We start from the raw sequence: 24,078 nt of genomic DNA, 5'->3' as shown, positions 1-24,078 counted from the left end.
TGCCCGACGGTACGGTCAGAGTGGCGCGCGGCCCAGCATGGCGAACCCGAGCGCGCGGCGCCGTAGTCCGCGACCCGGAACAACCGCGATTCGCCTTATAATTCGCGGCACTACCCAAATCAGCCATCATGTCGTCGACTGCCACCCCCTCCTCCAACGCCGCCAGCCTGCTCGCTCCGATCGCCGAAGACATGCAGCAGGTGAATCGCGTCATCCGGCACCGTCTTGCGTCCGAGGTGATGCTGATCAACCAGATTTCCGAGTACATCATCAGCGCCGGCGGCAAACGCCTGCGGCCCGCGCTGCTGTTGCTGGTGGCTGGCGCGCTCGGAGAAACCACGGGGCACCGGCACGAACTTGCGGCGGTCGTCGAGTTCATCCACACCGCGACGCTGCTGCATGACGACGTAGTCGACGAATCCGATCTGCGGCGCGGCCGCCAGACCGCGAACGCGCTGTTCGGCAATGCGGCGAGCGTGCTGGTCGGCGACTTTCTCTATTCGCGCTCGTTCCAGATGATGGTCGGGGTGGGCAAGATGCGCGTCATGGAGATTCTCTCGGAAGCGACCAACATCATTTCCGAAGGCGAAGTCCTGCAACTGCTGAATATGCACGACGCCGACGTGGACGAAGCCCGCTACATGCAGGTGATCCGCTACAAGACGGCCAAGCTGTTCGAGGCGGCCGCCCAACTCGGCGCGGTGCTGGCCGGCGCGGATGCCAGAACGGAAACCGCGGCGGCGGAATTCGGCCGGCGCATCGGCACCGCCTTCCAGATCATGGACGATTGGCTCGACTACACGGGCACGGCGGAGTCGATGGGTAAAAATGCCGGCGACGATCTGCGCGAAGGCAAGCCCACGTTGCCGCTCATTTACCTGATAGAACGCGGCACGCCCGAGCAGTCCGCCCTCGCGCGCGAGGCCATCGAACAAGGCGGCACCGACCGTTTTGACACCATTTTCGAGGCAATCACGCGTTCCGGTGCACTGGATCACACGCTCGAATGCGCGAAACAGGAAGCACAGGCAGCCGCAGCCGCAATTTCTTCGTTCCCGGATTCCATTTACAAAGAAAGCCTGCTAGAATTATGTTCTTACTCGACGGCGAGACAGTCTTGAACGAGACTGAAACGCTGACTTAGTCTGAGTCGAGTCGCAGTACACATCGGGGTGTAGCTTAGCCTGGTAGAGCGCTACGTTCGGGACGTAGAGGCCGGAGGTTCGAATCCTCTCACCCCGACCAGATTCGCCTTGTTAGTGCAAGGCTCAAAAAAACCGCCCAGCTTGCTCGGCGGTTTTTTGTTTTGCAGCGCATTTTTCGTCACCGCTATCCGCGCCGGAGTGCCAGTTCGAGCCCGCGGCTCCAGCTGGCACCCTTCCGCGCGGGCGGCTTGTCTAGCCCCCTCTGCTATATTCTCTCCATCCTTCTCCCCTCTTTCCTTCACGACGCGTGGAACAACTTCCCTTATGGGCGCAGATTGGCGCCGTCTTCCTGCTGCTTATCTGCTCGAGCTTCTTCTCGATTTCGGAAACGGCGATGATGGCGCTCAACCGCCATCGCCTGAAACACCTTGCCAGCAAAAACGCGCTCGGCGCGAAGACCACCCAGGGTCTATTGGCGCACACGGATCAATTACTGAGCGTGGTGCTGATCGGCAACAACCTGTTCAACACCATCATTCCGGTGCTGACCACCTCGATCGCGTTGCATACGTTCGGCCGTAACAACGTAGTGCTGTCGATTGCGACGGGTATCGTCGCGTTCCTGATTATCGTTTTTGCCGAGATCACGCCGAAAATCGTTGGCGCAACATTCCCCGAGAAGATCGCGCTGCCCGCGAGCCTGCTGATCGCGCCGATGATGCGCGTCGCCAGGCCGCTCGTCTGGTTCGTCAATCTCTTCGCCACCGGCATCTTGCGGATCCTGCATATCAACACGCAAGGCGCGCGCGATCAGCGGCTCTCGACGGAAGAGTTGCGCACCATCGTGCTCGAGTCCGGCAGCTTCATGCCGACAAAGCACCGCAGTATTCTGCTGAACCTGTTCGACCTCGAAAACATTTCCGTCGACGACGTCATGATCCCGCGCCGCCGCATCGAAGCGCTCGACTTCGACGCGCCGTTCGAGCAGATTCTGCATCAGCTCGAAACCTGCTATCACAACAAGCTGATCGTCTACCAAGGCGACATCGACCGTGTGCTCGGCGTGCTGCACGTTCGCAAGACACTCTCGGCTCTGCACAACCAGGAACTGGAGCGCGAGACGCTGCGCGAACTGCTCACCGAGCCTTACTTCGTGCCGACCGGCACGCCGGTATTCCAGCAACTGCAGTACTTCCAGGAGAGCCGTCACCGTATCGCGCTCGTCGTCAACGAATACGGCGAGCTGCAGGGGCTCGTCACGCCGGAAGACATCATCGAGGAACTGATCGGCGAATTCACCACGTCGATCCCGCGTAGCGCCAATTCGCGCGGCGGCTGGAACGAGCGTGGCGAGTGCATCGTCGCAGGCAGCATGCCGCTGCGTGAGCTAAACCGCTGGCTGCAAATCACGCTGCCCACGGACGGCCCCAAAACGCTCAACGGGCTCATCCTCGAAATCCTCGAAGACATTCCCGACGGTGATGTGTGCGTGCATATCGGCGACGTCAAACTTGAAGTGATGCGCAGCGACGACCAGGCCATTCGCACCGTCAAGCTGTTCAAGCCGCCGGTGCGCCAGAAGGCCGGCAAGGCGTTGCTCGGTTAGCCGCGGGGGGCGCCGAACCAGCACGCGCAGCATCGCATAAGCACGCGGCGTGCGCCATTAGCCGAATGGCCGAATGGCGCGCGCCGCCCGCCTTGCCGGAAGATGAAGCCGTCGTGTTCTACAGGCGGCTCATCACCGGCTCCTCATGCAAGCTTCTTTTCCACCTGCGGCTGCGCTTCGGCCCATGCCGGTCAGTAGTCAAAGCACCTCCCGCAGCAAGCCGGGCGCGCTCACCGCCGACGCTGGCGCCGCAACGCTCAACGATTCCGACAACGCCCCCGCCGTGCGTCTCTTGACCGATACGTTGCGGGAAGCGACGCGCCGCAACGCGTCGGACCTGCACATTGAGCCAGCGGAACACGGCTGGCGCGTGCGCTTGCGCATCGACGGCGTCCTGCATGAACTCGCGCCGCCCCCGGCTCATTTGCGCGACGCGTTCATTACGCGTGTGAAAGTCCTGGCGCGCATGGACATCGCTGAGCGGCGCGTGCCGCAGGATGGCCGGCTACGGATCGCCGCATCGCCCGGACGGCTCGAAGACTATCGCGTCAACTCGCTGCCCACGCTATTCGGGGAAAAGCTCGTGTTGCGCAGGCTCGACGCGCTGCCAACGGATCTTTCGCTCGATTCGCTCGGACTCGATGCACGGCAGCGCGAAACCGTCGATGCGGCGATCCGCGCGCCGCATGGTCTCGTGCTCGTCACGGGGCCGACCGGCAGCGGCAAGACGCTGTCGTTGTACTGCTTCCTGAATCTGCTCAATAGCGAGGCGCGCAATCTGTGTTCCGTCGAAGATCCGGCAGAGATCCAGTTGGCCGGCATCAATCAGGTCAGCGTGCGTGAAAAGGCCGGTCTGACTTTCGCGGTGGCGTTGCGTGCGTTTCTGCGCCAGGATCCGGACGTCATCATGGTCGGCGAAATACGGGACGAGGAGACCGCCGACGTCGCCGTGAAGGCCGCGCAAACCGGCCACCTTGTGCTATCGACCTTGCATACGAACGACGCACCCGCCGCAGTCGCGCGTCTGATCGACATAGACGTCGCGCCGTATAACCTCGCGGCCGCGCTACGCATGGTGACGGCGCAGCGGCTGGTGCGCCGCCTTTGCACGGCGTGCCGTGCGCCCGTGCCGCACTCGGCAGCGGCGCTTCGTGCCGCGGGCTTCGCGGAAAATCAGATCAACGGTTGGCAACCCTATGCGGCGACGGGTTGTGAGGTTTGCCATGGCATCGGCTATCGGGGCCGCGTCGGCGTCCATCAGGTCATGCCTGTCTCCGATGCGATGCGCGAGCTGATTGTGGCGCGGGCGAGCACGCATGAACTTGCGCGCCAGGCTCATGACGAACAGGTCGGCACGCTGCGCGACGCCGCGTTGGCACTGGTGCGCAACGGCACAACGAGTCTCGCCGAAGCACTCGCGGCCACGGAGATTGCATGAGCACGCCCGCGACACATCGGCCTTCCCTAACCGACACGCGTTTCCGCTGGCGCGGTGTCGACAGAGACGGCACACGCAAACATGGCGCGCTCATCGCACCGGACGCGGGCACGGCACGCGCGCTGCTCAAGCGCGACAATCTGTTCGTCGTCGAACTCGTGGCACAAGGGCCGGCGCCGCGTCCCAAAACCCATACCGCCGATGTCACGCTGTTCACGCGCCAGCTAAGCAGTCTTGTACGCGCCGGCTTGCCGCTCGCGCAGGCGCTGGAGTTATTGGCGCAGGCGCAAAACTCGCGCCGCCAAGGCATGCCGCGAATTGTCGGCGCGCTGGCGCGGGACATCACCGGCGGCTTGCGTTTTTCGGCCGCATTGCAGCGGCATCCCGCACAATTCAACGCGCTGTATTGCCAACTTGTGGAAGTGGGCGAGGCCGCTGGCGCTCTTGCCGCCGTTCTCGCCCGAGTCGCAGACGACCGCGAGCGCGCCGCCGCGCAGCGGGCGAAAGTGCGCGCGGCATTGACGTATCCAGTCGCGATTCTTCTGCTCGCGCTGGCCATCACTGCGGCATTGCTCGTATGGGTGGTGCCGACTTTCAAACAGATCTTCGACGGCTTCGGCGCCCGTTTGCCCGCGCCGACGCAGTTCGTTCTGGCACTATCGTCCGGCGCCGCGAAATGGAGCGTGCCGGCCATAACGGTCATCTTTGCGGCGTGTTCCGCAGTGACGTTTCTCCTGCGACGTTCGGAAGCGGCGCGCATCCGCTTCGCGCGCTTATCGCTGAAAATGCCAGTCGCCGGTCCGCTGCTGGCTACGCTTTGCGCAGCACGCTGGAGCCGCGCGCTCGGCACGCTGCTGTCGGCCGGCACGCCGCTCGCAGATGCATTCGATTCGTTGACTCACGCCACGGGCAACGCGTTTTTCGACCGCGCCACCGTCGACATCGCGGCGCGCCTTCGGCGCGGTGAACGGCTCGCCGCGGCCATGCGCGCCGTTCGCTGTTTTTCGCCCGAAATCGTGCAGCCCGTTGCGGTTGCCGAGGAGTCCGGAGCAATCGACACCATGCTGCTCGACGTGGCGTCGCTAGCCGATCGTCAGGTAGACGAAAAAATCGGCACGCTATCGAGCCTGTGCGAACCGCTCGTCATCATTGTGCTGGGGGCACTGGTCGGCGGCCTCGTCATCGCGATGTATCTTCCCATTATTCAACTCGGCAACGTGGTGTAGCATCGCAGCCGAATCCACCGTTTATCTATGCAGGCAACTCCTTCACTCGTGCCAGAAACTTCCTCAAGCCTGTTTTCCGGCCTGCTTTCGGATGTGCTTCCCGGCCATTTCGCAGCCGGCGTCGGTCAGGCGTTCGGCGGCTTGCCTGCCGCTTTGCAGTTCGCCTTTGCGATCGTGTTCGGCCTCGTGATCGGCAGTTTCCTGAACGTGGTCGTGCATCGGGTGCCGATCATGCTCGAACGCGCGTGGCGCGACGAAATCAGTGAGTTCACCGACGAGCCTCCTGAAGAAGACGGTCTGCCGGTGCGCTACAACCTTTGGGTGCCACGCAGCGCATGCCCTCACTGCGGGCACGTGCTGCGCGCGTGGGAGAACGTACCGGTGCTGAGTTATATGCTGTTGCGCGGTCGATGTTCCGCATGCAAGGCTCACGTGAGCCTGCGTTATCCGCTGCTGGAAATCGGCAGCGCGGCGCTCGCGGCGGGCGCGCTGGCGCTGTTTGGTCCGACGCTCGCCGCGCTTGCCGCGTTCGGATTGTGCGCGGCCCTGCTCGCGATGAGCGCCATCGACATGGACACGCATCTGTTGCCCGACTCGATGACCTTGCCGCTGCTGTGGGCAGGCATCATCGTCAACTTCAACGGCATGTTCGCGAGCCTTCACGATGCGGTCATCGGCGCTATCTTCGGTTATCTGGTGCTATGGGCCGTGCATTGGCTGTTCCGGTTGGTGCGAGGCATCGACGGCATGGGTTACGGCGACTTCAAACTGCTGGCGGCGCTCGGCGCGTGGCTCGGCTGGGCGGCGCTCCCGCAAATCGTGCTGATCGCGGCGGTGGCGGGTGCGGTCGTCGGTCTCGCGGCAACATGGCGCGGCCGAATGCGCTTCGAAGAACCGCTGCCGTTCGGGCCGTTTCTCGCAGCGGGCGGCGTCATCACATTGTTTGTCGGCACACCGCTTTATCTCGCTCTGGGAGGCTGACGCATGTTTGTTGTGGGACTCACCGGTGGCATCGGCAGCGGCAAATCGACGGTTGCGGATCTGTTCGCGGCGCAGGGCGTACCGCTCGTCGATACCGACCTGATCGCGCATCGCATCACCGCGCCGCACGGCATTGCCATGCCGCAGATCGCCGTCGAGTTCGGCAACGCGTTCGTCGCCGCCGACGGATCACTCGACCGCGGCCGCATGCGCACACTCGTGTTCAGCGACGATGCAGCGCGCAAGCGCCTTGAGAACATCACGCATCCGTTGATTCGCGCGGAAACCGAGCGCGAGCAACGCGAGGCGAAAGGCCCGTACGTGATCGTAGTGGTCCCGCTGCTGGTCGAGTCAGGCAACTGGAAAAATCGCGTGAACCGCGTGCTAGCCGTGGATTGCAGCGTGGAGACGCAGATTTCGCGCGTGATGAACCGCAATGGTTTCAGCCGCGAACAGGTGCTTGCCATCATCGCGCGCCAAGCCACGCGCGAAGCGCGCCTTGCGGCCGCGGATGACGTGATCGTCAACGATACCGCGCCCCTCAGCGCCTTGAAGGCGCAAGTCGACGCACAGCATCGAGCATACCTGTCGCTTGCGGGCGCGTGAAACCGGCGCATCGTGTCCCGCGCTAGATACGGAAAGGGCGCGCCCATGTTGTCGGTCATCGCCTGGCGCAAATCGTTGAACTTTGGCGCTGCATGCATGCCGACGCAGCTAAAAACCGCCGGAAACGCGCGGAAAAATTTGCCAAAGCGCGCTGAAAAAGTGCGTGATTGCTAGGGTAGTCCCACGGCATTAGAATGTCCTGCATTCCCGTCACCGACCACGCCCGAGGCGAGCCCGCTTGATCCTTTACGAGTACCCCTTCAACGAGCGAATCCGGACGCTATTGCGCCTCGAAGATCTGTTCGAGCGCTTCACGTTCTTTCTGACTCAGGAAGACGCCAGGGAACATCACGTAGCACTGACCACGCTGTTCGAAATTTCAGAGGTGGCGGGTCGCGCGGATCTGAAGTCGGATCTGATGAAGGAGCTCGAGCGGCAACGGCAAACGCTGGCGCCGTTTCGCGGAAACCCTGGAATCGAGCAGAGCGCGCTCGAGGCCGTGCTTGGCGAAATTGAGCAGACGTTAGCAGGGCTTTCGCAAATGCAGGGCAAGACAGGCCAGCATCTTGCAGATAACGAGTGGCTTGCCAGCATCCGCAGCCGCGCGATCATTCCGGGCGGCACCTGCAAGTTCGACTTGCCGTCGTACTATGCGTGGCAGCAAATCCATCCCGACCAGCGTCGCCAGGACATCGCAAAGTGGGTTACGCCGCTGCTGCCGTTGCGCGACGCGGCTACCATCGTGCTGCGGCTCGCACGCGAGTCAGGCCAGGCGTCAAAGGTTATGGCCATGGCCGGCAGCTATCAGCAAATGCTGTCGGGCCGCTCATATCAATTGATGCAGGTACGCGTGGCACCCGAATTGCGGGTGATTCCCGAAGCCAGCGCCAACAAGTACATGCTGTGGGTGCGCTTTACCGTGCAGGACGGCGATCTGCGTCCGCGCGCTGTAGATGTCGACGTGCCCTTCCAGCTTACGCTTTGCAGCCTGTAAGCAAGCCTGCCGCAAACATCGGATAGCTTCGAATAGCGGGCGGCTCAAGGCCGCGCCTTTGAAGCGGCGATAAATGCCCCTATATTCGTTACTTGTTCCATTTGCATTGAACGCCTGACCGTATGCCAACCGTCGTGAAATGCCCCACTTGCGGAAAGGACGTCCGCTGGACCCCTGAAAACCGCTTTCGCCCGTTCTGCTCGGACCGCTGCAAGCAGATCGATCTCGGTGCCTGGGCCGCTGAGAAGTACAAGATCGGCGGGACCGATCAGGAAGCGTCCTCCGACGAGACGCCGGGCGCGGACTACAACCCGCATTGAGCATGCGGGGCGCGCGCTGCCGCTAGCCCGTGCGGTTCACGCTGTGCTGCGGGCCACAGAAGTCGCGCGGCTGTAACGCGCGGTGGAGGGCCAAATGCGGTAAGCGAACTGCCTGGAATTGCCACCTAGGCCTATAAGAGCCGCGTGCGCCCTCGCTGTTGAACTGCCGAAGCAACACTGGGAACCGCAGCTTGTTCCTGTCAGTGTTTTTCGGCCGCCAGCCATTCCAGTACGGGAATGGTCGCCGGCAACAGAGGGGAAACATCGGCAGGCAGCGCCTGCCAGACGAACGCCTGCCCCTCCCGGCCGTGCGGCTCGCCCTTCCACTGCGTCACCTTGCAGAAAAAGAGCCGTACGTAGGCATGCGGATAATCGTGTTCGAGCGTATGCCAAAGATGGCATGCCTCGACCTCGATGCCCAGTTCTTCGTGCAACTCACGGGCAAGCGCCGCCTCGACGGATTCGCCGACTTCAAGCTTGCCGCCCGGAAACTCCCAGTAGCCCTCATAGGGCTTGCCCGCCGGACGCTGCGCAAGCAGATAGCGCCCGTCCGGCTGCACTAGCACGCCGACCGCAACTTCCGTCACCGGACGGCCGGCCGTGTTCTTCAATGCGTCGCTCATGCCTTCGATTTCCGGCCGGACCAGTCGCGCGCGAACTGCCAGGCGACGCGCCCCGAGCGCGAGCCGCGCTCTAGCGCCCACACCAGCGCGTCGCCGCGCGCCGCCTCGACTTCGGCGTCGCTACAGCCGAAATGCCGCAACCAGTGGCCGATGATCGACAGGTAGTCGTCCTGCTTGAACGGATAGAAGCTGACCCACAGCCCGAAACGTTCTGACAGCGAAATCTTTTCTTCGACAAGCTCGCCAGGATGAATCTCACCGTCGGACGTGTGCTTGTACGTCTCGTTGTCGCTCATGTATTCCGGCAGCAGATGGCGGCGGTTCGACGTCGCGTAAATGAGCACGTTGTCGGATTGTGCTGCGACCGAGCCGTCGAGCGCGACTTTCAGCGCCTTGTAGCCGGACTCGCCGTCTTCGAACGAGAGGTCGTCGCAGAACACCACGAAGCGCTCGGGCCGCTTTGCGATCAGATCGACGATATCGCCGAGATCGTGCAGATCGTCCTTGTCCACTTCGATCAGGCGCAGGCCGTCTTTCGCGTACGCGTTCAAACATGCCTTGATCAGCGACGACTTGCCGGTGCCGCGTGCGCCCGTCAGCAATACGTTATTGGCCGGCAGTTTGTCGACGAATTGACGCGTGTTTTGCTCGATCAGCGCCTTCTGACGATCGATGTTTTGCAGATCACCGAGCGTGATGTCCGAGATAGCCGGCACAGGCTGCAGGTAGCCGCGCCCTTGGCGCTTGCGCCAGCGGAATGCCACCGCCGCCGACCAGTCGATGTCCGGCGCGGCGGGCGGAAGCATCGCCTCCAGGCGGCCGAGCACGGCTTCGGCGCGGGTCAGGAACTGTTCGAGTTTGTCCATAACAATAAATGAGCGGCCTGAAGCCGCATGATGAACTTGGTTACGAGCGGTAGTCGGCGTTGATGCTCACATAGTCATGCGACAGATCGCAAGTCCAGATCGTGGCTTGCGCATTGCCGCGGCCAAGCACTACGCGAATGCCGATTTCGCTCTTTTTCATGACGCGCTGGCCGTCTTCTTCACGGTAAGCCGGGTTGCGGCCGCCGGCAGTCGCGACCAGCACGTCGTCCAGATACAGATCGATTTTGCCGACGTCGAGATCGTCGATGCCGGCATAGCCGATCGCCGCGAGAATGCGGCCGAGGTTGGGGTCCGATGCATAGAAGGCCGTCTTGACGAGGGGCGAATGCCCGATCGCATACGCGATCTGGCGGCATTCGCCGACGCTCGAACCGCCTTCGACATGCACGGTCATGAATTTCGTCGCGCCTTCGCCGTCGCGCACGATCAGTTGCGCGAGCGTCTGCGCGACTTCGGTCACCGCATCGCGCAATGCTGCATAAGCGGGCGAATCGGTGGACGTTATCGCCGGCAGGCTCGATTTGCCCGACGCGATCAGGATGAACGAATCGTTCGTCGACGTATCGCCGTCGATCGTGATGCAGTTGAACGAGCGGTCCGCCACGTGTTTGACCAGCGCATCGAGCACCGGCTGCGCGAGCGCCGCGTCGAACGCGAGGAAGCCGAGCATGGTCGCCATGTTCGGCTTGATCATGCCGGCGCCTTTGCTGATGCCGGTCAACGTAACCGTATGGCCCTCGATCGTGACCTGACGCGAGGTCGCCTTCGGCAGCGTGTCGGTGGTCATGATCGCCTGCGCGGCGTCGTACCAGTGGGCTTCCTTGCGGTTTGCGAGCGCGGCCGGCAGGCCCGCCTTCAGACGATCCACCGGCAACGGTTCCAGAATCACGCCCGTCGAAAACGGCAGCACCTGTTCGGGCGCGATGTCCGCGAGACGCGCAAGTTCCATACAAGTTTCACGCGCCGCCACGAGGCCCGGTTCGCCGGTGCCCGCGTTCGCATTTCCGGTGTTGACCACCAGCGCGCGAATCGGCTTGCCGCCGGCGCGCACGCGCTCCAGGTTCTCACGGCAGACCGTGACCGGCGCCGCGCAAAAGCGGTTCTGCGTGAAGACGCCGCCTACTGTCGCGCCTTCATCGACGGAAATGACCAGCACGTCCTTGCGGTTCGGCTTGCGAATGTTGGCCTCCGCCCAACCGAGCGTGACGCCGGTGACGGGATGCAGTTGAGCGGGATCGATCGAGGGGAAATTGACAGCCATGGTCGCGACCTGTCGAAGAAAATGCCGGCGGGCGCCGGCATTGAGGGAAACGGAACTGGTGGCTCGGCCAGATGCCGGACCACCGCGAAATCAGCAATAAAACACGGGGCAAGAAAGACTGCGCCAAGCGACGCGGCGCGCTCGTAAGCGCGCCGCCCCAGGCATTACGCGATCTTGCCGTGGCACTGCTTGTACTTCTTGCCGCTGCCGCATGGGCACGGATCGTTGCGACCGACCTTCGGCACGTTGTCCGAGCCGGCATGTGATGCCGCTTGCGACGATGAACCGTGGCTCATCGCGTCGCCGATCATCGCAGCGGTTGCGGCTTCCGCTGCGGCGGGCGCCGCCGCCGAGGCTTCCGCGAATTCAGCGTGACGGAACTCGACATTCTCGAGGTGGCCGCCCTGCTCTTCCATCTGTTCGGCCGCCTGTTCCAATTGCTCCGGCGATTGAATCTGCACATTCATCACCACGCGGGTGACTTCGAGCTTCACCGCGTCAAGCATGGCGGCGAACAGTTCGAACGCCTCGCGCTTGTATTCCTGCTTCGGATTCTTCTGCGCATAGCCGCGCAAATGGATGCCCTGGCGCAGATGATCCAACGCGGCCAGATGTTCGCGCCAGCTGCGGTCAAGCGTTTGCAGCATGATCGAACGTTCGAACGCGCTGAACGACTCGCGTCCGACCAGTTCGACTTTCGCCTCGTACGCTTCGTCCGCGGCGGCTTGCACCGCTTCAAGAATCTCGTCCGAAGTGATCGAATTCGATTCGTTGATCATTTCCTGGATCGCGAGGTCGAGCTGCCATTCGTTGCGCAGCACTTCTTCGAGTTCGGGCACGTCCCACTGCTCTTCGATGCTGCCCGCCGCCACGAACTGATGAACGATCTCGGCGATCACGCCATGACGCATTGCGCCGATGGTTTCCGTGATGTCGTTCGCTTCGAGCAGTTCGTTGCGCTGCTGGTAGATCACCTTGCGCTGATCGTTGGAGACGTCGTCGTATTCGAGCAGTTGCTTGCGAATATCGAAGTTGCGCGCCTCGACCTTGCGCTGCGCCGATTCGATGGAACGCGACACGATGCCTGCTTCGATCGCCTCGCCTTCCGGCATCTTCAGGCGGTCCATGATCGCACGCACGCGGTCGCCCGCGAAAATGCGCAGCAGCGGATCTTCCAGCGACAGATAGAAGCGCGACGAACCGGGGTCGCCCTGACGGCCGGCGCGGCCGCGCAACTGGTTGTCGATCCGGCGCGATTCATGACGCTCGGTGCCGATAATGTGCAGACCGCCCGCGGCCTTCACCTGATCGTGCAGCGCTTGCCATTCATCATGCAGCTTCTGGATGCGGCGTTGCTTCTCGTCATCAGGAATCAGATCGTCCTGTTCGATGAACGACGCCTGCTTCTCCGCGTTGCCGCCGAGCACGATGTCCGTGCCGCGACCCGCCATGTTGGTAGCGATCGTAATGCGCTTCGGACGGCCCGCTTCAGCAACGATCTCCGCTTCGCGCGCATGCTGCTTCGCGTTCAGCACTTCGTGCGGCAAGCCGGCCTGCTTGAGCAGATGCGAGAGCAGCTCCGAGTTTTCAATCGACGTGGTGCCCACGAGCACCGGCTGACCGCGCTCATAGCAATCGCGGATGTCGCGGATCACCGCGTCGTAGCGTTCCTTGGCGGTCTTGTAGATCTGATCCTGCTTGTCGATCCGCTTGGGCGGACGGTTGGTCGGGATCACGACCGTTTCGAGACCGTAGATCTCGTTGAATTCGTACGCTTCGGTATCGGCCGTGCCGGTCATGCCGGCCAGCTTCGCATACATGCGGAAGTAGTTCTGGAACGTGATGGAAGCGAGCGTCTGATTCTCGCTCTGGATCTTCACATGCTCCTTCGCCTCGACAGCCTGGTGCAGCCCGTCCGACCAGCGGCGGCCCGCCATCAGACGCCCGGTGAATTCGTCGACGATGATCACTTCGCCGTTCTGCACGACGTAGTGCTGATCTTTGTAGAACAGCGTGTGAGCACGCAACGCCGCGTACACGTGGTGCATCAGCGTGATGTTCTGTGGCGCGTACAGACTTTCGCCCTCGCCGATCAGGCCCCACTCGGCGAGTAGGCGCTCGGCCTTTTCGTGGCCCGATTCCGTCAGGAATACCTGGCGGCCCTTCTCGTCCAGCGTGTAGTCGCCCGGCTTTTCGACGCCGGTGCCGTCTGCTTTCTCTTCGCCGATCTGGCGCTCGAGCAGCGGCGGCAGCGCGTTCATGCGCACATAGAGTTCGGTGTGATCTTCCGCCTGGCCGGAGATGATCAGCGGCGTACGGGCTTCATCGATCAGGATCGAGTCCACCTCGTCGACCACCGCGAAGTTCAACGCCCGCTGCACGCGCGCTTCCGGCTCGTACACCATGTTGTCGCGCAGGTAGTCGAAGCCGAACTCGTTGTTCGTGCCGTACGTGATGTCAGCGGCGTACGCCTCTTGCTTCGCGGCGTGATCCATCTGCGACAGATTGATGCCGACCGACATGCCGAGGAAGTTATAGAGGCGCGCCATCCACTCGGCGTCGCGTTGCGCGAGGTAGTCGTTCACCGTGACGACGTGAACGCCGCGGCCCGACAGCGCGTTCAGATAAACGGGCAGCGTGGCGACCAGCGTCTTGCCTTCGCCTGTGCGCATTTCGCCGATCTTGCCGTAGTGCAGAACCATGCCGCCGATCAGCTGCACGTCGAAGTGGCGCATTTTCAGCACCCGCTTGCTGGCCTCGCGGCAGACCGCGAAGGCGTCCGGCAGGAGCTTGTCGAGTGACTCGCCGCTCGCGATGCGCTGACGGAATTCATCCGTTTTGGCGCGCAGTTGATCGTCCGTCAATTGCTCGATCTGCGGCTCGAGCGCATTGATCGCCATGACGGTCTTTTGATATTGCTTGACTAGCCGCTGGTTGCGGCTGCCAAAAATCTTCTGTAGAAAACCGGTGGTCATCGGATCGGTGTCTGCGTCGCGGCTTCGGCTGGGTCGCGGCGTGCGGTTCGCACACGCGCGCTCCGGGGTCGGGATGGCCTCGGCGGCTTAGTCCAAGAGTGAATTGTCGGGTAGCCCGACCTTCTTACGAAGATCGGGCCCCCCGAGAACCGTACGTGCGAGTTTCCCCGCATACGGCTCAAATCTACAAACAAAGTTCTGTCTACGACAGAACCGGCTTAGTTACTACAAGTTTACCAACGTGTACCTGCTGGTGACAGTGCGGGTGAAGCAAGACCCGGTTGGACAACTTGTCTGATCCGCCATGCATCCTATATTCCAGATGATGGTCGTGCCAGCCTGTTTCGTCCGTCAAGGCACAGCCGCAGTGCGCACACAGCCCGCTCTGCGACATGTACAGCTTTGCCCACTGCTTCCGGTAGCGCATCGAATCCCACAGACGCGTCTGCCGCAGTTGCTCGCCATATTGCTCCCACTTCGGATCAAAGGGATTGAATTCTCCTTGGATCTTCTTGTGTCTCCTGATCGCCGTACCGCTGAGTTGGTACAACTCCATCAGGCCCCAACCGCCATCGTCTCGAACCGTCCGGACCGCAAACACCCACTGTCGAGCGTCGATTGAGTGGAAGTACTTCTGTCGCACCCAACCACTGCTCTTTCGCGGATGTCGCCGCTTGGACCACCACCAGAGCCTCCGGAACACCAGATGCTCCATGTGGGTGTACGCCTTTTTGGCCGTAACCGGATGGTGATACTGCGCCCATCCGCGCAACATTGGATTTAGCAGTCGGATCATCTCCTCCTGCTTCACCGTCTTGTTGCTGCGAATCGTTTCCGCCACCTTGCTGTAGAACGCTTTCGCGTTCTTCTTGCTCGGTTTGATGAGCATCTTTCCCGAGTACTTCCGGAAATTCCACCCAAGGAAATCGAAGCCGTCGTCAATGTGAGTGACACGCGTCTTCTCCTCCGATAACTGCAGTCCTCGAACCGCAAGGAATGCCTCTACCCAAGGTCGGACCTCGCACTCCAGCAGCTCACGCGAGTCGCCGGTGATTACAAAGTCGTCCGCGTACCGCACCACATTCACTTTGAGCCTTCGAGCTTTCATGATCCCTAGTTTTGCACCGAGATGCACTTCCAGTTCTCGCTCCAGCCCGTTCAGCGTTACGTTTGCCAACGTCGGGGAGATGATGCCTCCCTGCGGCGTACCGGCCTCAGTCGCCTGTAGCTGCCCCTTATAAATCAGGCCAGCCTTCAACCATTTCCGGAGGATCACTCTGTCCATCAAGACGTTGTTTTCCAACCAGTCATGACTGATGTGGTCAAAGCATCCCTTGATATCCGCTTCAAGGACCCATTTGGCAGAAGCCTCTTGGGACATACAAACGCGGATTTGGGCCATCGCATCAGCTGTCGAACGATTTAGCCTGAACCCATAGGAATTCAGGTCACTCGTCGACTCCGATACTGGCTCCAAAGCCAGCAGATGCAGAGCTTGCATCGCCCTGTCCCGCATGGTCGGAATGCCCAGAGGGCGTTCCTTTCCATTGGCCTTGGGGATAAAGACTCTCCGTAATGGCAGAGGCTTGTATCCGCGCCGCTTCAACTTGCCGATGGCTTCCCATCGGCTCTCAGGCGAATCCCATAGCTCGCGATCGACTCCAGCCGTTCGCGCACCCTGGTTTTGCGTAACACGTCGTACCGCATACAGCTTCGCAGACAACGTGCGGGTCAGCATCCGTTGCAGGGCTTTCACCCTTCTCCAGTCGCCTTCCCGCGTCGCCTTCGCAATTCGAATCTGCATCCCTCTCACGTTCCGCTCAACCCGTTGCCAATCTATGGCGTACCAGTTGTCCGGCGCGTGGAAAAGCGCAGATCCGGTCTTTCGACCAGATACTTTCATGCTGCTCTCCTACCTGGAAAAGTCCCCAGACAGAAGGCGCATCTCCCCCAGCGGGGTAGATACACCCCGCTGGGGAACAACAAAACTCAATGCAGGCGCATGCACCTGCATCTGACCAAGTTACAGAGGGTAGTCAGCCGTCTTGCGACGGTAGACCAGACGGAAGTCTGCCCGCTTTCGCGTGGGGTGATGTTCCAACCCCTATCCGAACCATTACAGCCCGGCTTTCGCTTTTTCCGTCCTCCCATACCTGCACAATCAACAGCGTCCCTTGCGGTTCGCCTGCCAGCCTTACTGCGCTGGCAACCATACAGGCTTACCACGTTCCCGGCATGTCACACGACTGACTTAGGTTCTGCCTATTCCCCGGCGGTATCACGAACGACGTAACCCGAGATTCGAGCGGGCTATCCAACCGCATACCTTTTGGTCAGTGCCTATCAGCAGCTTTGGCACACAATGCTAACGAGGTTTATCAGCAGTTCACTTCCGTTAACCCTATCAGCCAGCCTAGCGCCTTACCCCCTTGCTGCTAGGAGTATCCAGACCGCCTCCTCGCGGAACCAATCTGCCCGAAACATCCGGGGGCTACATTGTCAGAAGAGCTTCACACCCCACCGTTGCCAGTGACGCATGTCTTCCTAGGCTACTGCTGGTCGTACAGCAGGTTCACTACCCTCGTCTTCCAACAAACGAGGTCGAACAATGACACACCGAGCTTTCGCTCGTATCGTTTAGCGAAACCCTTGCCTGACGGCTCGGGAATTGCAAACATCACCCCGCCCTGTCGGCGGAGGCGAAGCCGCTGACTGGGCGGGACCTGACGGTAATCAAGCCCATGCAACAAGGTTCCCGGCTGATTGCTCCGGTTTCCAATTTCACTACAAGGATGCTTCCCATAGGGTTGCATCTGCTTCCTAAAGTGCGGCCCACAAGGGGGCCGCCTGCGGGGGGCATGGTGAGTTACCTCAATAACCCTCTAGTCGATGCTCCGTAACGTGGAGCAACCGGACACGAGCGTGCGTGTCGCACCGAATCGGGCATTTTAGCACGCGCCCCCGCCCGCGCCTGTGTCAGCGGTGCGACGCCGACGGGGCAGCGCAGCCCGCCGCGCCGACCTTTGACGGTGCCCATACGGGCGGGTCTCAGTGCATCCCGCGCGGTACAATCGCGACGTGTTCGCGCATTGGGTGCGAGCGCGCCGTTACTGTCAAACATGAGCCGTTCCCCCTCGTTTTCAAGGCCGCCGCCCAAGCAGTTCAACAGGCGCCGGCCACAGCCAGTCGTCGAAGTGCTCAACCGCACTGACGCATTTGCCGCGCTGCGCGCGGGCGTCGAGCAGATTGCAGCGCTGGAGAAGGATTTGCGGGATTTGCTGCCCGATTACCTGGCGACGAGCGTAGAACCCGGCTTCATCAAGGAAGGCGTACTGGCGCTCTTTGCCGCCCATAACGCGCTGGCCGCCCGGCTTCGGCATCTCGAGCCGCGGTTGCTGTCGGATTTGCAGCAGCGCGGCTGGCCGGTGAATGCGCTGCGCATCCGGGTGCGGCCGCAGCCCGTGAAGGAACCGCCGCCGGCGAAGCAGGCGCGCATGACGCCGGCAGGGGCGGAGGCGCTGCACGCGCTGAGCGAATCGCTCGCGCCTTCGCCGCTGCAGGAAGCTTTGGCGCGAATGGCGGCACGGCATCGAAGAAATCGTTGAAAGCGCTGAACAAAAAATAAGCGGCTCATCGGAGCCGCTTATTTTTCGTGCCTTCGCTTGGGAAAGTTCACCGAAGACCTGACGCAAATTCCTTATGCAAAAGCCGTCTGCGTCTCATAAGCGAAACCGCGCGGCGCCTTCTGCGTGTCGTCGAAAGTGACGATCTCGTACGAATCTTCATGCGCCAGCAGTTCGCGCAGCAGCGCGTTGTTCAGACCGTGGCCCGACTTGTACGCGTTGTACGAAGCCAGCAACGGATGGCCGACCACATACAGGTCGCCGATCGCGTCGAGCATCTTGTGCTTCACGAACTCGTCGTCGTAGCGCAGTCCGTCGTTGTTCAGGATGCGGTACTCGTCGAGCACGATTGCGTTGTCCATGCTGCCACCGCGCGCGAGACCGAGCTCACGCATCATTTCGACTTCGTGCGCAAAACCGAAAGTGCGGGCGCGAGCAATTTCACGCACGTATGACGTATTGGCGAAATCGACTTCCAGCGCCTGGCCGGTTTTATCCACGGCCGGGTGACGGAAATCAATCGTGAATTTGAGCTTGAAACCGAAATAGGGATCGAGGCGAGCGAATTTGTCGCCGTCACGAATCTCGACCGGCTTGGTGACCTTGATGAATTTCTTTGCCGCGTTCTGTTCTTCGATTCCCGCCGATTGAATCAGAAACACGAATGAGCCGGCGCTGCCGTCCATGATCGGAATTTCTTCGGCGGTGACATCGACATACAGATTGTCGATACCCAGACCGGCGCAGGCGGACATCAAATGCTCGATGGTCGAGACGCGCGCGCCGTCCTTCTGCAACACGGAAGCCAGACGCGTGTCGCCAATCGCCATTGCCGACGCAGGAATGTCCACCGGCGTGGGCAAGTCCACGCGCGAAAACACAATGCCCGTATCCGGCGCTGCCGGGCGGAGCGTCAGGTCGACCTTACGGCCGGAATGCAACCCGATGCCGACAGTCTTGACGATTGATTTGATAGTGCGCTGCTTCAACATGGCGATCTTTTATTCGATTGAAAATCCCAATCGGGACTTTTTGTTCCATAGCACGAATTATACTCCATAACCCTAAGAAGCGTCTTCGCTCGGAACGTATCAATCTGTTTCGATGCATTACCCACGTTATCCATTGGGCGCCCGTGAGGGAAAGCGTGACGGGCCGACGTCCGGAACGGAGGCGTTTCCGGTCGTCGGCCCGCGTAACGGCCTGTCACAAAGCGTCGTTTTCACCGTTGCCGCCGCACAACGCGTTTGACCGCATGCCGGGCGAAGGTGATGACGCTGCCATAACTAGCTCAACGTAACGAGGATACTCCCTGCATCGCTCACTTCGAATTTGCCGGCAGCCTCGACGTTCAACGTCTTGACCACGCCGTCGTCGACAACCATCGCGTAGCGTTGGGAACGGATTCCCATGCCGCGCGCCGACAAATCCTGCTCGAGACCAAGCGCTCGTGTGAAAGCCGCACTGCCGTCCGCCATCATGCGCACCTTGCCCGAGGCGTGCAGATCGCGTCCCCACGCGCCCATCACGAACGCGTCGTTCACGGACACGCACCAGATTTCGTCGATGCCGGCAGCGCGCAACTGTTCGGCGTGTTCGACATAACCTGGTACATGCCTGGCAGAGCAGGTCGGCGTGAACGCGCCCGGCAATCCGAAGATCACCACGCGCTTGCCCGCCGTCTGCTCGCGCACGTCGAAGCTGTTAGGCCCCAACGTGCAGCCCGCCCGCTCGTCTTCGATCAACTCGAAGAGCGTTGCGTCGGGCAGCTTGTCACCAGCTTGAATCATGCTCAGTCCTTTGCATCGATGCGAAGCATCGCTCGCACGTTATCGTGTCGCAGTGAATCGACGACAGTTGCCCGATCCGCTTCGCAATTCCGAAGAGGGCACTTGTCCTTGCCGCGAATCCGACGATACGCGGCTTGTTTGACGTTCACCCGCCACGCTCGTGCATTCATCCGCCAACGCCGAAAAGCCTGAAAACCCGGCGCGGCAGCGAAAGCCTGCCCGTGCGCTCAGTCCGCCTGCTTGCGCAGGAAAGCCGGAATGTCGTACGTGTCGACGCCCTTTTCCTGCAGCGCCTGCACATGCGAAGCCGCGGTGTCGCGCGAGGTGCGCCACACAGCCGGCGTATCCAGCGCGCCGTAGTCGGCGGTGCTTGCGTGCGACGGCGTTGCGTAGGCAGCATGCTGCGAACTGATCGGCTGGTTGTCGGTGCCGGTGCGCAACAGCGTCATCGGTGCCGATTGCTGCTTCTTCGCCGCACGGCCGAGGCCCGTTGCAACGACCGTCACGCGCAGCGCGTCGCCCATTGCATCGTCGTACACTGCGCCGAAAATCACGGTCGCGTCTTCAGCAGCGTAGCTCTTGATGGTGTTCATCACTTCGCGCGTTTCCGACAGACGCAGCGAACGGCTCGACGTGATGTTGACCAGCACGCCACGCGCGCCAGACAGATCGACGCCTTCCAGCAGCGGGCTGGCAACAGCCTGCTCGGCAGCGAGACGCGCGCGATCGACGCCGGCAACCGTGGCCGTGCCCATCATCGCCTTGCCCTGCTCGCCCATCACCGTCTTCACGTCTTCGAAGTCGACGTTCACCAGACCGTCGACGTTGATGATTTCAGCGATGCCGGCAACTGCGTTGTTCAGAACGTCGTCTGCGCACTGGAAGCACTTGTCCATCTCGGCGTCATCGCCCATCACCTCGAACAGCTTGTCGTTCAGGACGACGATCAGCGAGTCGACGTGATCCTCCAGTTGCTGCGAACCGGCTTCTGCCACGCGCATGCGCTTGCCGCCTTCGAATTCGAACGGCTTGCTGACCACGCCAACGGTCAAGATCCCCATTTCCTTGGCGATCTGCGCGACCACGGGTGCTGCGCCCGTGCCCGTGCCGCCGCCCATGCCGGCCGTGATGAAGACCATGTGCGCGCCGCGCAGTGAGTCGGAAATGCGCTCACGCGCTTCTTCGGCTGCCGCACGGCCCATTTCCGGCTTGGCGCCGGCGCCCAAACCCGTGTTGCCCAACTGGATCACCGCAGTGGCACGCGAACGCGATAGAGCCTGCGCGTCCGTGTTCATCACGATGAAATCGACGCCTTGCACGCCCTTGTTGATCATGTGCTGTACGGCATTGCCGCCAGCGCCACCTACTCCGATCACCTTGATGATGGTGCCGTTCGTTTCGGTTTCCAGCATCTGGAATTCCATGTTGCCTCCGTCAAGATAAAAAAATTCAGCCACTCGGCCGTTATTCGGCAGGAGATCGGGCAACCTCCTGTCGTGCGCCAGCCGCCGGCACTAGCGCATATTTCGAAATCCGTCGCAACCCGTTGAAGCGCGTTCGGTAAAGCGAATTCGTTAGAAGTTGCCGAGGAACCAGTCCTTCATGCGCGTGAACACCTGTCCCATCGATCCCGACTGCACCGCGACCTTGCGGCCGCGCATGCGTTGCGAGCGTCCTTCGACGAGCAGGCCCATCGCCGTCGAATAGCGCGGATTGCGCACGACGTCCGCAAGACCGCCCGCGTATTCCGGCACCCCGATGCGCACCGGCTTCAGGAAAATGTCTTCACCCAGTTCGACCATGCCGAGCATCATCGACGCGCCGCCGGTCAGCACCACGCCGGAGCTCAGCAGTTCCTCGTAACCCGACTCGCGCACCACCTGCTGCACGAGCGAAAACAGTTCTTCGACACGCGGCTCGACCACCGCCGCCAGCGCCTGGCGCGACAAGGTGCGCGGACCGCGCTCGCCGAGACCCGGCACTTCGATCATTTCGTCCGGATCGGCCAGCGCCTGCTTGGCGATGCCGTAATCCACCTTGATGTCTTCCGCGTCCGGCGTCGGCGTGCGCAAAGCCATCGCGATATCGCTCGTGATCTGGTCGCCGGCAATCGGAATCACCGCGGTATGTCGGATCGCGCCTTCGCTGAAAATCGCAATATCAGTCGTGCCGCCGCCGATATCGACGAGCACCACGCCCAGTTCCTTTTCGTCTTCCGTCAGCACCGCGAGCGACGACGCCAGCGGCTGCAGAATCAGATCGTTCACTTCGAGCCCGCAGCGGCGCACGCACTTCACGATGTTCTGCGCCGCGCTCACCGCGCCCGTGACGATATGCACTTTCACTTCCAGACGAATGCCGCTCATGCCGATCGGCTCGCGCACATCTTCCTGACCGTCGATGATGAATTCCTGCGTGAGGATATGCAGCACCTGCTGATCGGTCGGGATGTTGATCGCCTTCGCCGTTTCGATCACGCGCGCCACGTCCGCTTGCGTGACTTCCTTCTCCTTGATCGCCACCATGCCACTCGAATTGAAGCTGCGGATATGGCTGCCGGCGATGCCGGTGAAGACGTTCGTGATCTTGCAGTCGGCCATCAGTTCGGCTTCTTCGAGCGCGCGCTGAATGGACTGCACGGTGGCTTCGATATTCACCACCACGCCTTTCTTGAGCCCCTTCGATTCGCTCTGGCCGAGGCCGATCACCTCGTAGTGACCTTCGCCTTTCAGCTCGGCGACGATGGCCACCACCTTCGACGTCCCGATGTCGAGGGCGACCAGCAGATCTTTATAGTCTTTACTCATAGCGTGCTCATTGCGTGTGATGTCCGTTTACTTCTTGCCCTTGTCGGGTTCGCTGATAAAGCGCATGCCAGCGGCACGAATCGCGAAACCGTTCGGATAGCGCAAGTCCGCATACTCAATATCCTTCCCCCAACGTTGCGTCACCGCGTTCCAGGCCGCGGTCAGGCGCTTGCTCCGATCGAGCAGCGTGTCCTGATTGCGCTCGCGCCCCAACTCCACCTGCATACCGTTCGACAGTTTCAGCGTCCACGCGTAACGCGGCGATAGCGTCACTTCTTCAGGTGTAGCGCCAAGCGGCGCGAACCACTTCTGAAAGTCGTGATAACGCGCGACCACTTCTTTCGCCGTACCGTCCGGGCCGTCGAATGCGGGCAAGTCCTGTTCGAGTTCGCCCTGGTTCGCGGTAAACAGTTCGCCGTCGACGCTCACCAGTTGATCGCTGCCCCATGTGCCAAGCGGTTTGTACTCTTCAAGCGTGACAGCCAGTGCATTCGGCCAGACGCGCCGCACGCTCGCGTGACGCACCCACGGCATCTGCTCGAACGCCTGGCGCGCGACGTCGAGATCCACCGTGAAGAAGTTGCCCTTCAGCCGCCCCACTACGCCCGCGCGCACCGTCGGCGAATTGATGTGCTCGGTGTCGCCGTCGATCTGAATTTCGCGCAGCGCGAAATTCGGGCGCTGGATCAGCCAGTAACCGCCTGCCGCCAGCAGCACGAGCACCAGCAACGCATGCAATGCGTTGGCGGCGAGATTGAGCTGGCGAACGTTGTTCCACATGGTGTTGCTTTCGGGTCGCCCCGGTTAGTGCTTCGGTTAGTGCTGCTGCTTAGTCCTTGAGGGTCAGCGCCAATACGCCGACAACCAGTTCCTGATAGCTGATGCCCACCGCGCGGGCCGCTTTCGGCGGCAGCGAGTGATCTGTCATGCCAGGCGCCGTGTTCACTTCCAGAAAGTACGGATTGCCGTCGGCGTCGAGCATGCAATCGGCGCGGCCCCAATCGGTGCAGCCGAGCACGTCGAACGCACGGCGCGCCAGCACTTTCAGACGCGCTTCTTCATCGGGCGTCAGGCCGCAGGGAATCAGATATTGCGTGTCGTTCGCGATGTACTTCGCGTGATAGTCGTAGAACTCGCCGGCCGGCACGATGCGGATCACCGGCAAATCCAGGTCGCCCGCGATGCACGCGGTATATTCGCCGCCGCCTTCGATGCTCTTCTCGACCACGACAATCTTGTCGTACTTGACCGCTTCGACGAGCGCCGCCGGCAGTGCGTCCGCGCTCTTCACTTTGATGACGGCGACGCTCGACCCTTCGCTAGCCGGCTTCACGAAGAGCGGCAAGCCGAGCTTCGCGACGATGTCTTTTGCGCGCGCTTCGTAGTCGTCGCCGCGCAGCACGGCTTCGAACAGCGGCGTCGGAATACCGAGTTGCTGCCACACGAGCTTGGTGCGGAATTTATCGAGCCCGAGTGCGGAGCCAAGTACGCCGCTACCCGTGTACTTGATGCCGTAAAAATCGAGCGCGCCCTGAATCTGGCCGTTTTCGCCATAACCGCCGTGCAGCGCATTGAATGCGCGCACGAAGCCTTCTTCCTTCAACGCCGCAAGCGGACGTTCGGCCGGATCGAACGGATGCGCGTCGATGCCTGCGTCGCGCAGACCTTGCAGCACGAGGCGGCCCGAATTGAGCGACACTTCGCGCTCGGCGGAATTGCCGCCGAGCAGGACGGCCACTTTGCCGAATTGTTCAGCGAGTTGATCTGCGCGTTGATCTGACTGATTGCTGCTCATC

Annotated in this window: 20 protein-coding genes and 1 tRNA gene; 10 read left to right on the top strand and 11 right to left on the bottom strand. The window is 61.5% G+C overall.

Annotated features, from left to right (window positions below; genetic code table 11):
• Window positions 1-128: 128 nt before the first annotated feature.
• From C0Z16_RS08555 to yacG, 9 genes are all read left to right on the top strand, one after another.
• Window positions 129-1,121, top strand: a complete 993-nt coding sequence (locus tag C0Z16_RS08555) for a polyprenyl synthetase family protein (RefSeq protein WP_102631743.1) — start codon at window positions 129-131, stop codon at window positions 1,119-1,121.
• Window positions 1,122-1,168: 47 nt separating this feature from the next.
• Window positions 1,169-1,245 (top strand) — tRNA-Pro (locus C0Z16_RS08550).
• Between the two features lie 207 nt (window positions 1,246-1,452).
• Entirely contained in the window at window positions 1,453-2,751 is a 1,299-nt protein-coding gene (locus C0Z16_RS08545) for an HlyC/CorC family transporter (protein ID WP_175130628.1), read from the top strand.
• 145 nt (window positions 2,752-2,896) lie between these two features.
• Window positions 2,897-4,189: a GspE/PulE family protein gene (locus C0Z16_RS08540; RefSeq protein ID WP_102631741.1), complete on the top strand. Its 1,293-nt coding sequence runs from the start codon at window positions 2,897-2,899 to the stop codon at window positions 4,187-4,189.
• Complete coding sequence (locus tag C0Z16_RS08535; protein WP_102631740.1) at window positions 4,186-5,415, top strand: type II secretion system F family protein; 1,230 nt, start codon at window positions 4,186-4,188, stop codon at window positions 5,413-5,415. The genes C0Z16_RS08540 and C0Z16_RS08535 overlap by 4 nt, the downstream gene beginning before the upstream one ends.
• 27 nt (window positions 5,416-5,442) lie before the next feature.
• On the top strand, window positions 5,443-6,396 hold the full coding sequence (locus tag C0Z16_RS08530) for a prepilin peptidase (protein ID WP_102631739.1): 954 nt from the start codon (window positions 5,443-5,445) through the stop codon (window positions 6,394-6,396).
• Window positions 6,397-6,399: 3 nt separating this feature from the next.
• On the top strand, window positions 6,400-7,002 hold the full coding sequence (coaE, locus tag C0Z16_RS08525) for a dephospho-CoA kinase (RefSeq protein WP_102631738.1): 603 nt from the start codon (window positions 6,400-6,402) through the stop codon (window positions 7,000-7,002).
• Between the two features lie 238 nt (window positions 7,003-7,240).
• Window positions 7,241-7,996 (top strand): cell division protein ZapD, encoded by a 756-nt coding sequence (zapD, locus tag C0Z16_RS08520; RefSeq protein ID WP_102631737.1) that lies wholly within the window; start codon window positions 7,241-7,243, stop codon window positions 7,994-7,996.
• A 122-nt stretch (window positions 7,997-8,118) separates the two neighbouring features.
• Entirely contained in the window at window positions 8,119-8,316 is a 198-nt protein-coding gene (gene yacG, locus C0Z16_RS08515) for a DNA gyrase inhibitor YacG (RefSeq protein ID WP_102631736.1), read from the top strand.
• Window positions 8,317-8,516: 200 nt separating this feature from the next.
• Here yacG and C0Z16_RS08510 read toward each other — a convergent pair whose 3' ends face one another.
• The 5 genes from C0Z16_RS08510 to ltrA all read right to left on the bottom strand — a co-directional run bounded on the left by C0Z16_RS08510 (window position 8,517) and on the right by ltrA (window position 15,965).
• Window positions 8,517-8,939 carry an NUDIX domain-containing protein gene (locus tag C0Z16_RS08510; protein WP_102631735.1) on the bottom strand — a complete coding sequence of 141 codons (423 nt, stop codon included), beginning with the start codon at window positions 8,937-8,939 and terminating at the stop codon, window positions 8,517-8,519.
• A complete protein-coding gene (locus C0Z16_RS08505) occupies window positions 8,936-9,805 on the bottom strand; it encodes an ATP-binding protein (protein WP_102631734.1) in 870 nt (289 codons plus the stop codon). Before C0Z16_RS08505 ends, C0Z16_RS08510 begins: the two co-directional genes overlap by 4 nt.
• 40 nt (window positions 9,806-9,845) lie before the next feature.
• Window positions 9,846-11,087 carry a bifunctional glutamate N-acetyltransferase/amino-acid acetyltransferase ArgJ gene (argJ, locus tag C0Z16_RS08500; RefSeq protein WP_102631733.1) on the bottom strand — a complete coding sequence of 414 codons (1,242 nt, stop codon included), beginning with the start codon at window positions 11,085-11,087 and terminating at the stop codon, window positions 9,846-9,848.
• Window positions 11,088-11,251: 164 nt separating this feature from the next.
• Entirely contained in the window at window positions 11,252-14,062 is a 2,811-nt protein-coding gene (gene secA, locus C0Z16_RS08495) for a preprotein translocase subunit SecA (RefSeq protein WP_102631732.1), read from the bottom strand.
• 202 nt (window positions 14,063-14,264) lie between these two features.
• Window positions 14,265-15,965 (bottom strand): group II intron reverse transcriptase/maturase, encoded by a 1,701-nt coding sequence (ltrA, locus tag C0Z16_RS08490; RefSeq protein ID WP_102631731.1) that lies wholly within the window; start codon window positions 15,963-15,965, stop codon window positions 14,265-14,267.
• Window positions 15,966-17,181: 1,216 nt separating this feature from the next.
• Between ltrA and C0Z16_RS08480 the strand changes: the two genes are divergently transcribed.
• Entirely contained in the window at window positions 17,182-17,667 is a 486-nt protein-coding gene (locus tag C0Z16_RS08480) for a DciA family protein (protein WP_102631729.1), read from the top strand.
• 92 nt (window positions 17,668-17,759) lie between these two features.
• Here C0Z16_RS08480 and lpxC read toward each other — a convergent pair whose 3' ends face one another.
• The 6 genes from lpxC to C0Z16_RS08450 form a co-directional block, all read right to left on the bottom strand.
• Window positions 17,760-18,677 carry a UDP-3-O-acyl-N-acetylglucosamine deacetylase gene (gene lpxC / locus C0Z16_RS08475; protein WP_027802319.1) on the bottom strand — a complete coding sequence of 306 codons (918 nt, stop codon included), beginning with the start codon at window positions 18,675-18,677 and terminating at the stop codon, window positions 17,760-17,762.
• Window positions 18,678-18,971: 294 nt separating this feature from the next.
• Window positions 18,972-19,475, bottom strand: a complete 504-nt coding sequence (locus tag C0Z16_RS08470) for a peroxiredoxin (RefSeq protein ID WP_102631728.1) — start codon at window positions 19,473-19,475, stop codon at window positions 18,972-18,974.
• A gap of 227 nt (window positions 19,476-19,702) precedes the next feature.
• Window positions 19,703-20,899 carry a cell division protein FtsZ gene (gene ftsZ / locus C0Z16_RS08465; protein ID WP_102631727.1) on the bottom strand — a complete coding sequence of 399 codons (1,197 nt, stop codon included), beginning with the start codon at window positions 20,897-20,899 and terminating at the stop codon, window positions 19,703-19,705.
• 150 nt (window positions 20,900-21,049) lie between these two features.
• A complete protein-coding gene (ftsA, locus tag C0Z16_RS08460; RefSeq protein ID WP_012434417.1) occupies window positions 21,050-22,282 on the bottom strand; it encodes a cell division protein FtsA in 1,233 nt (410 codons plus the stop codon).
• Between the two features lie 27 nt (window positions 22,283-22,309).
• The gene (locus C0Z16_RS08455) at window positions 22,310-23,062 is read right to left on the bottom strand and encodes a cell division protein FtsQ/DivIB (protein WP_102631726.1); all 753 of its coding nucleotides are present in this window, start codon (window positions 23,060-23,062) and stop codon (window positions 22,310-22,312) included.
• A gap of 49 nt (window positions 23,063-23,111) precedes the next feature.
• Window positions 23,112-24,077 (bottom strand): D-alanine--D-alanine ligase, encoded by a 966-nt coding sequence (locus tag C0Z16_RS08450; protein ID WP_102631725.1) that lies wholly within the window; start codon window positions 24,075-24,077, stop codon window positions 23,112-23,114.
• Window position 24,078: the final 1 nt, after the last annotated feature.

The sequence above is a fragment of the Paraburkholderia rhynchosiae genome (assembly GCF_002879865.1).
Taxonomy (GTDB): Bacteria; Pseudomonadota; Gammaproteobacteria; order Burkholderiales; family Burkholderiaceae; genus Paraburkholderia; species Paraburkholderia rhynchosiae.
This window is presented reverse-complemented; position numbering and strand designations above follow the sequence as displayed.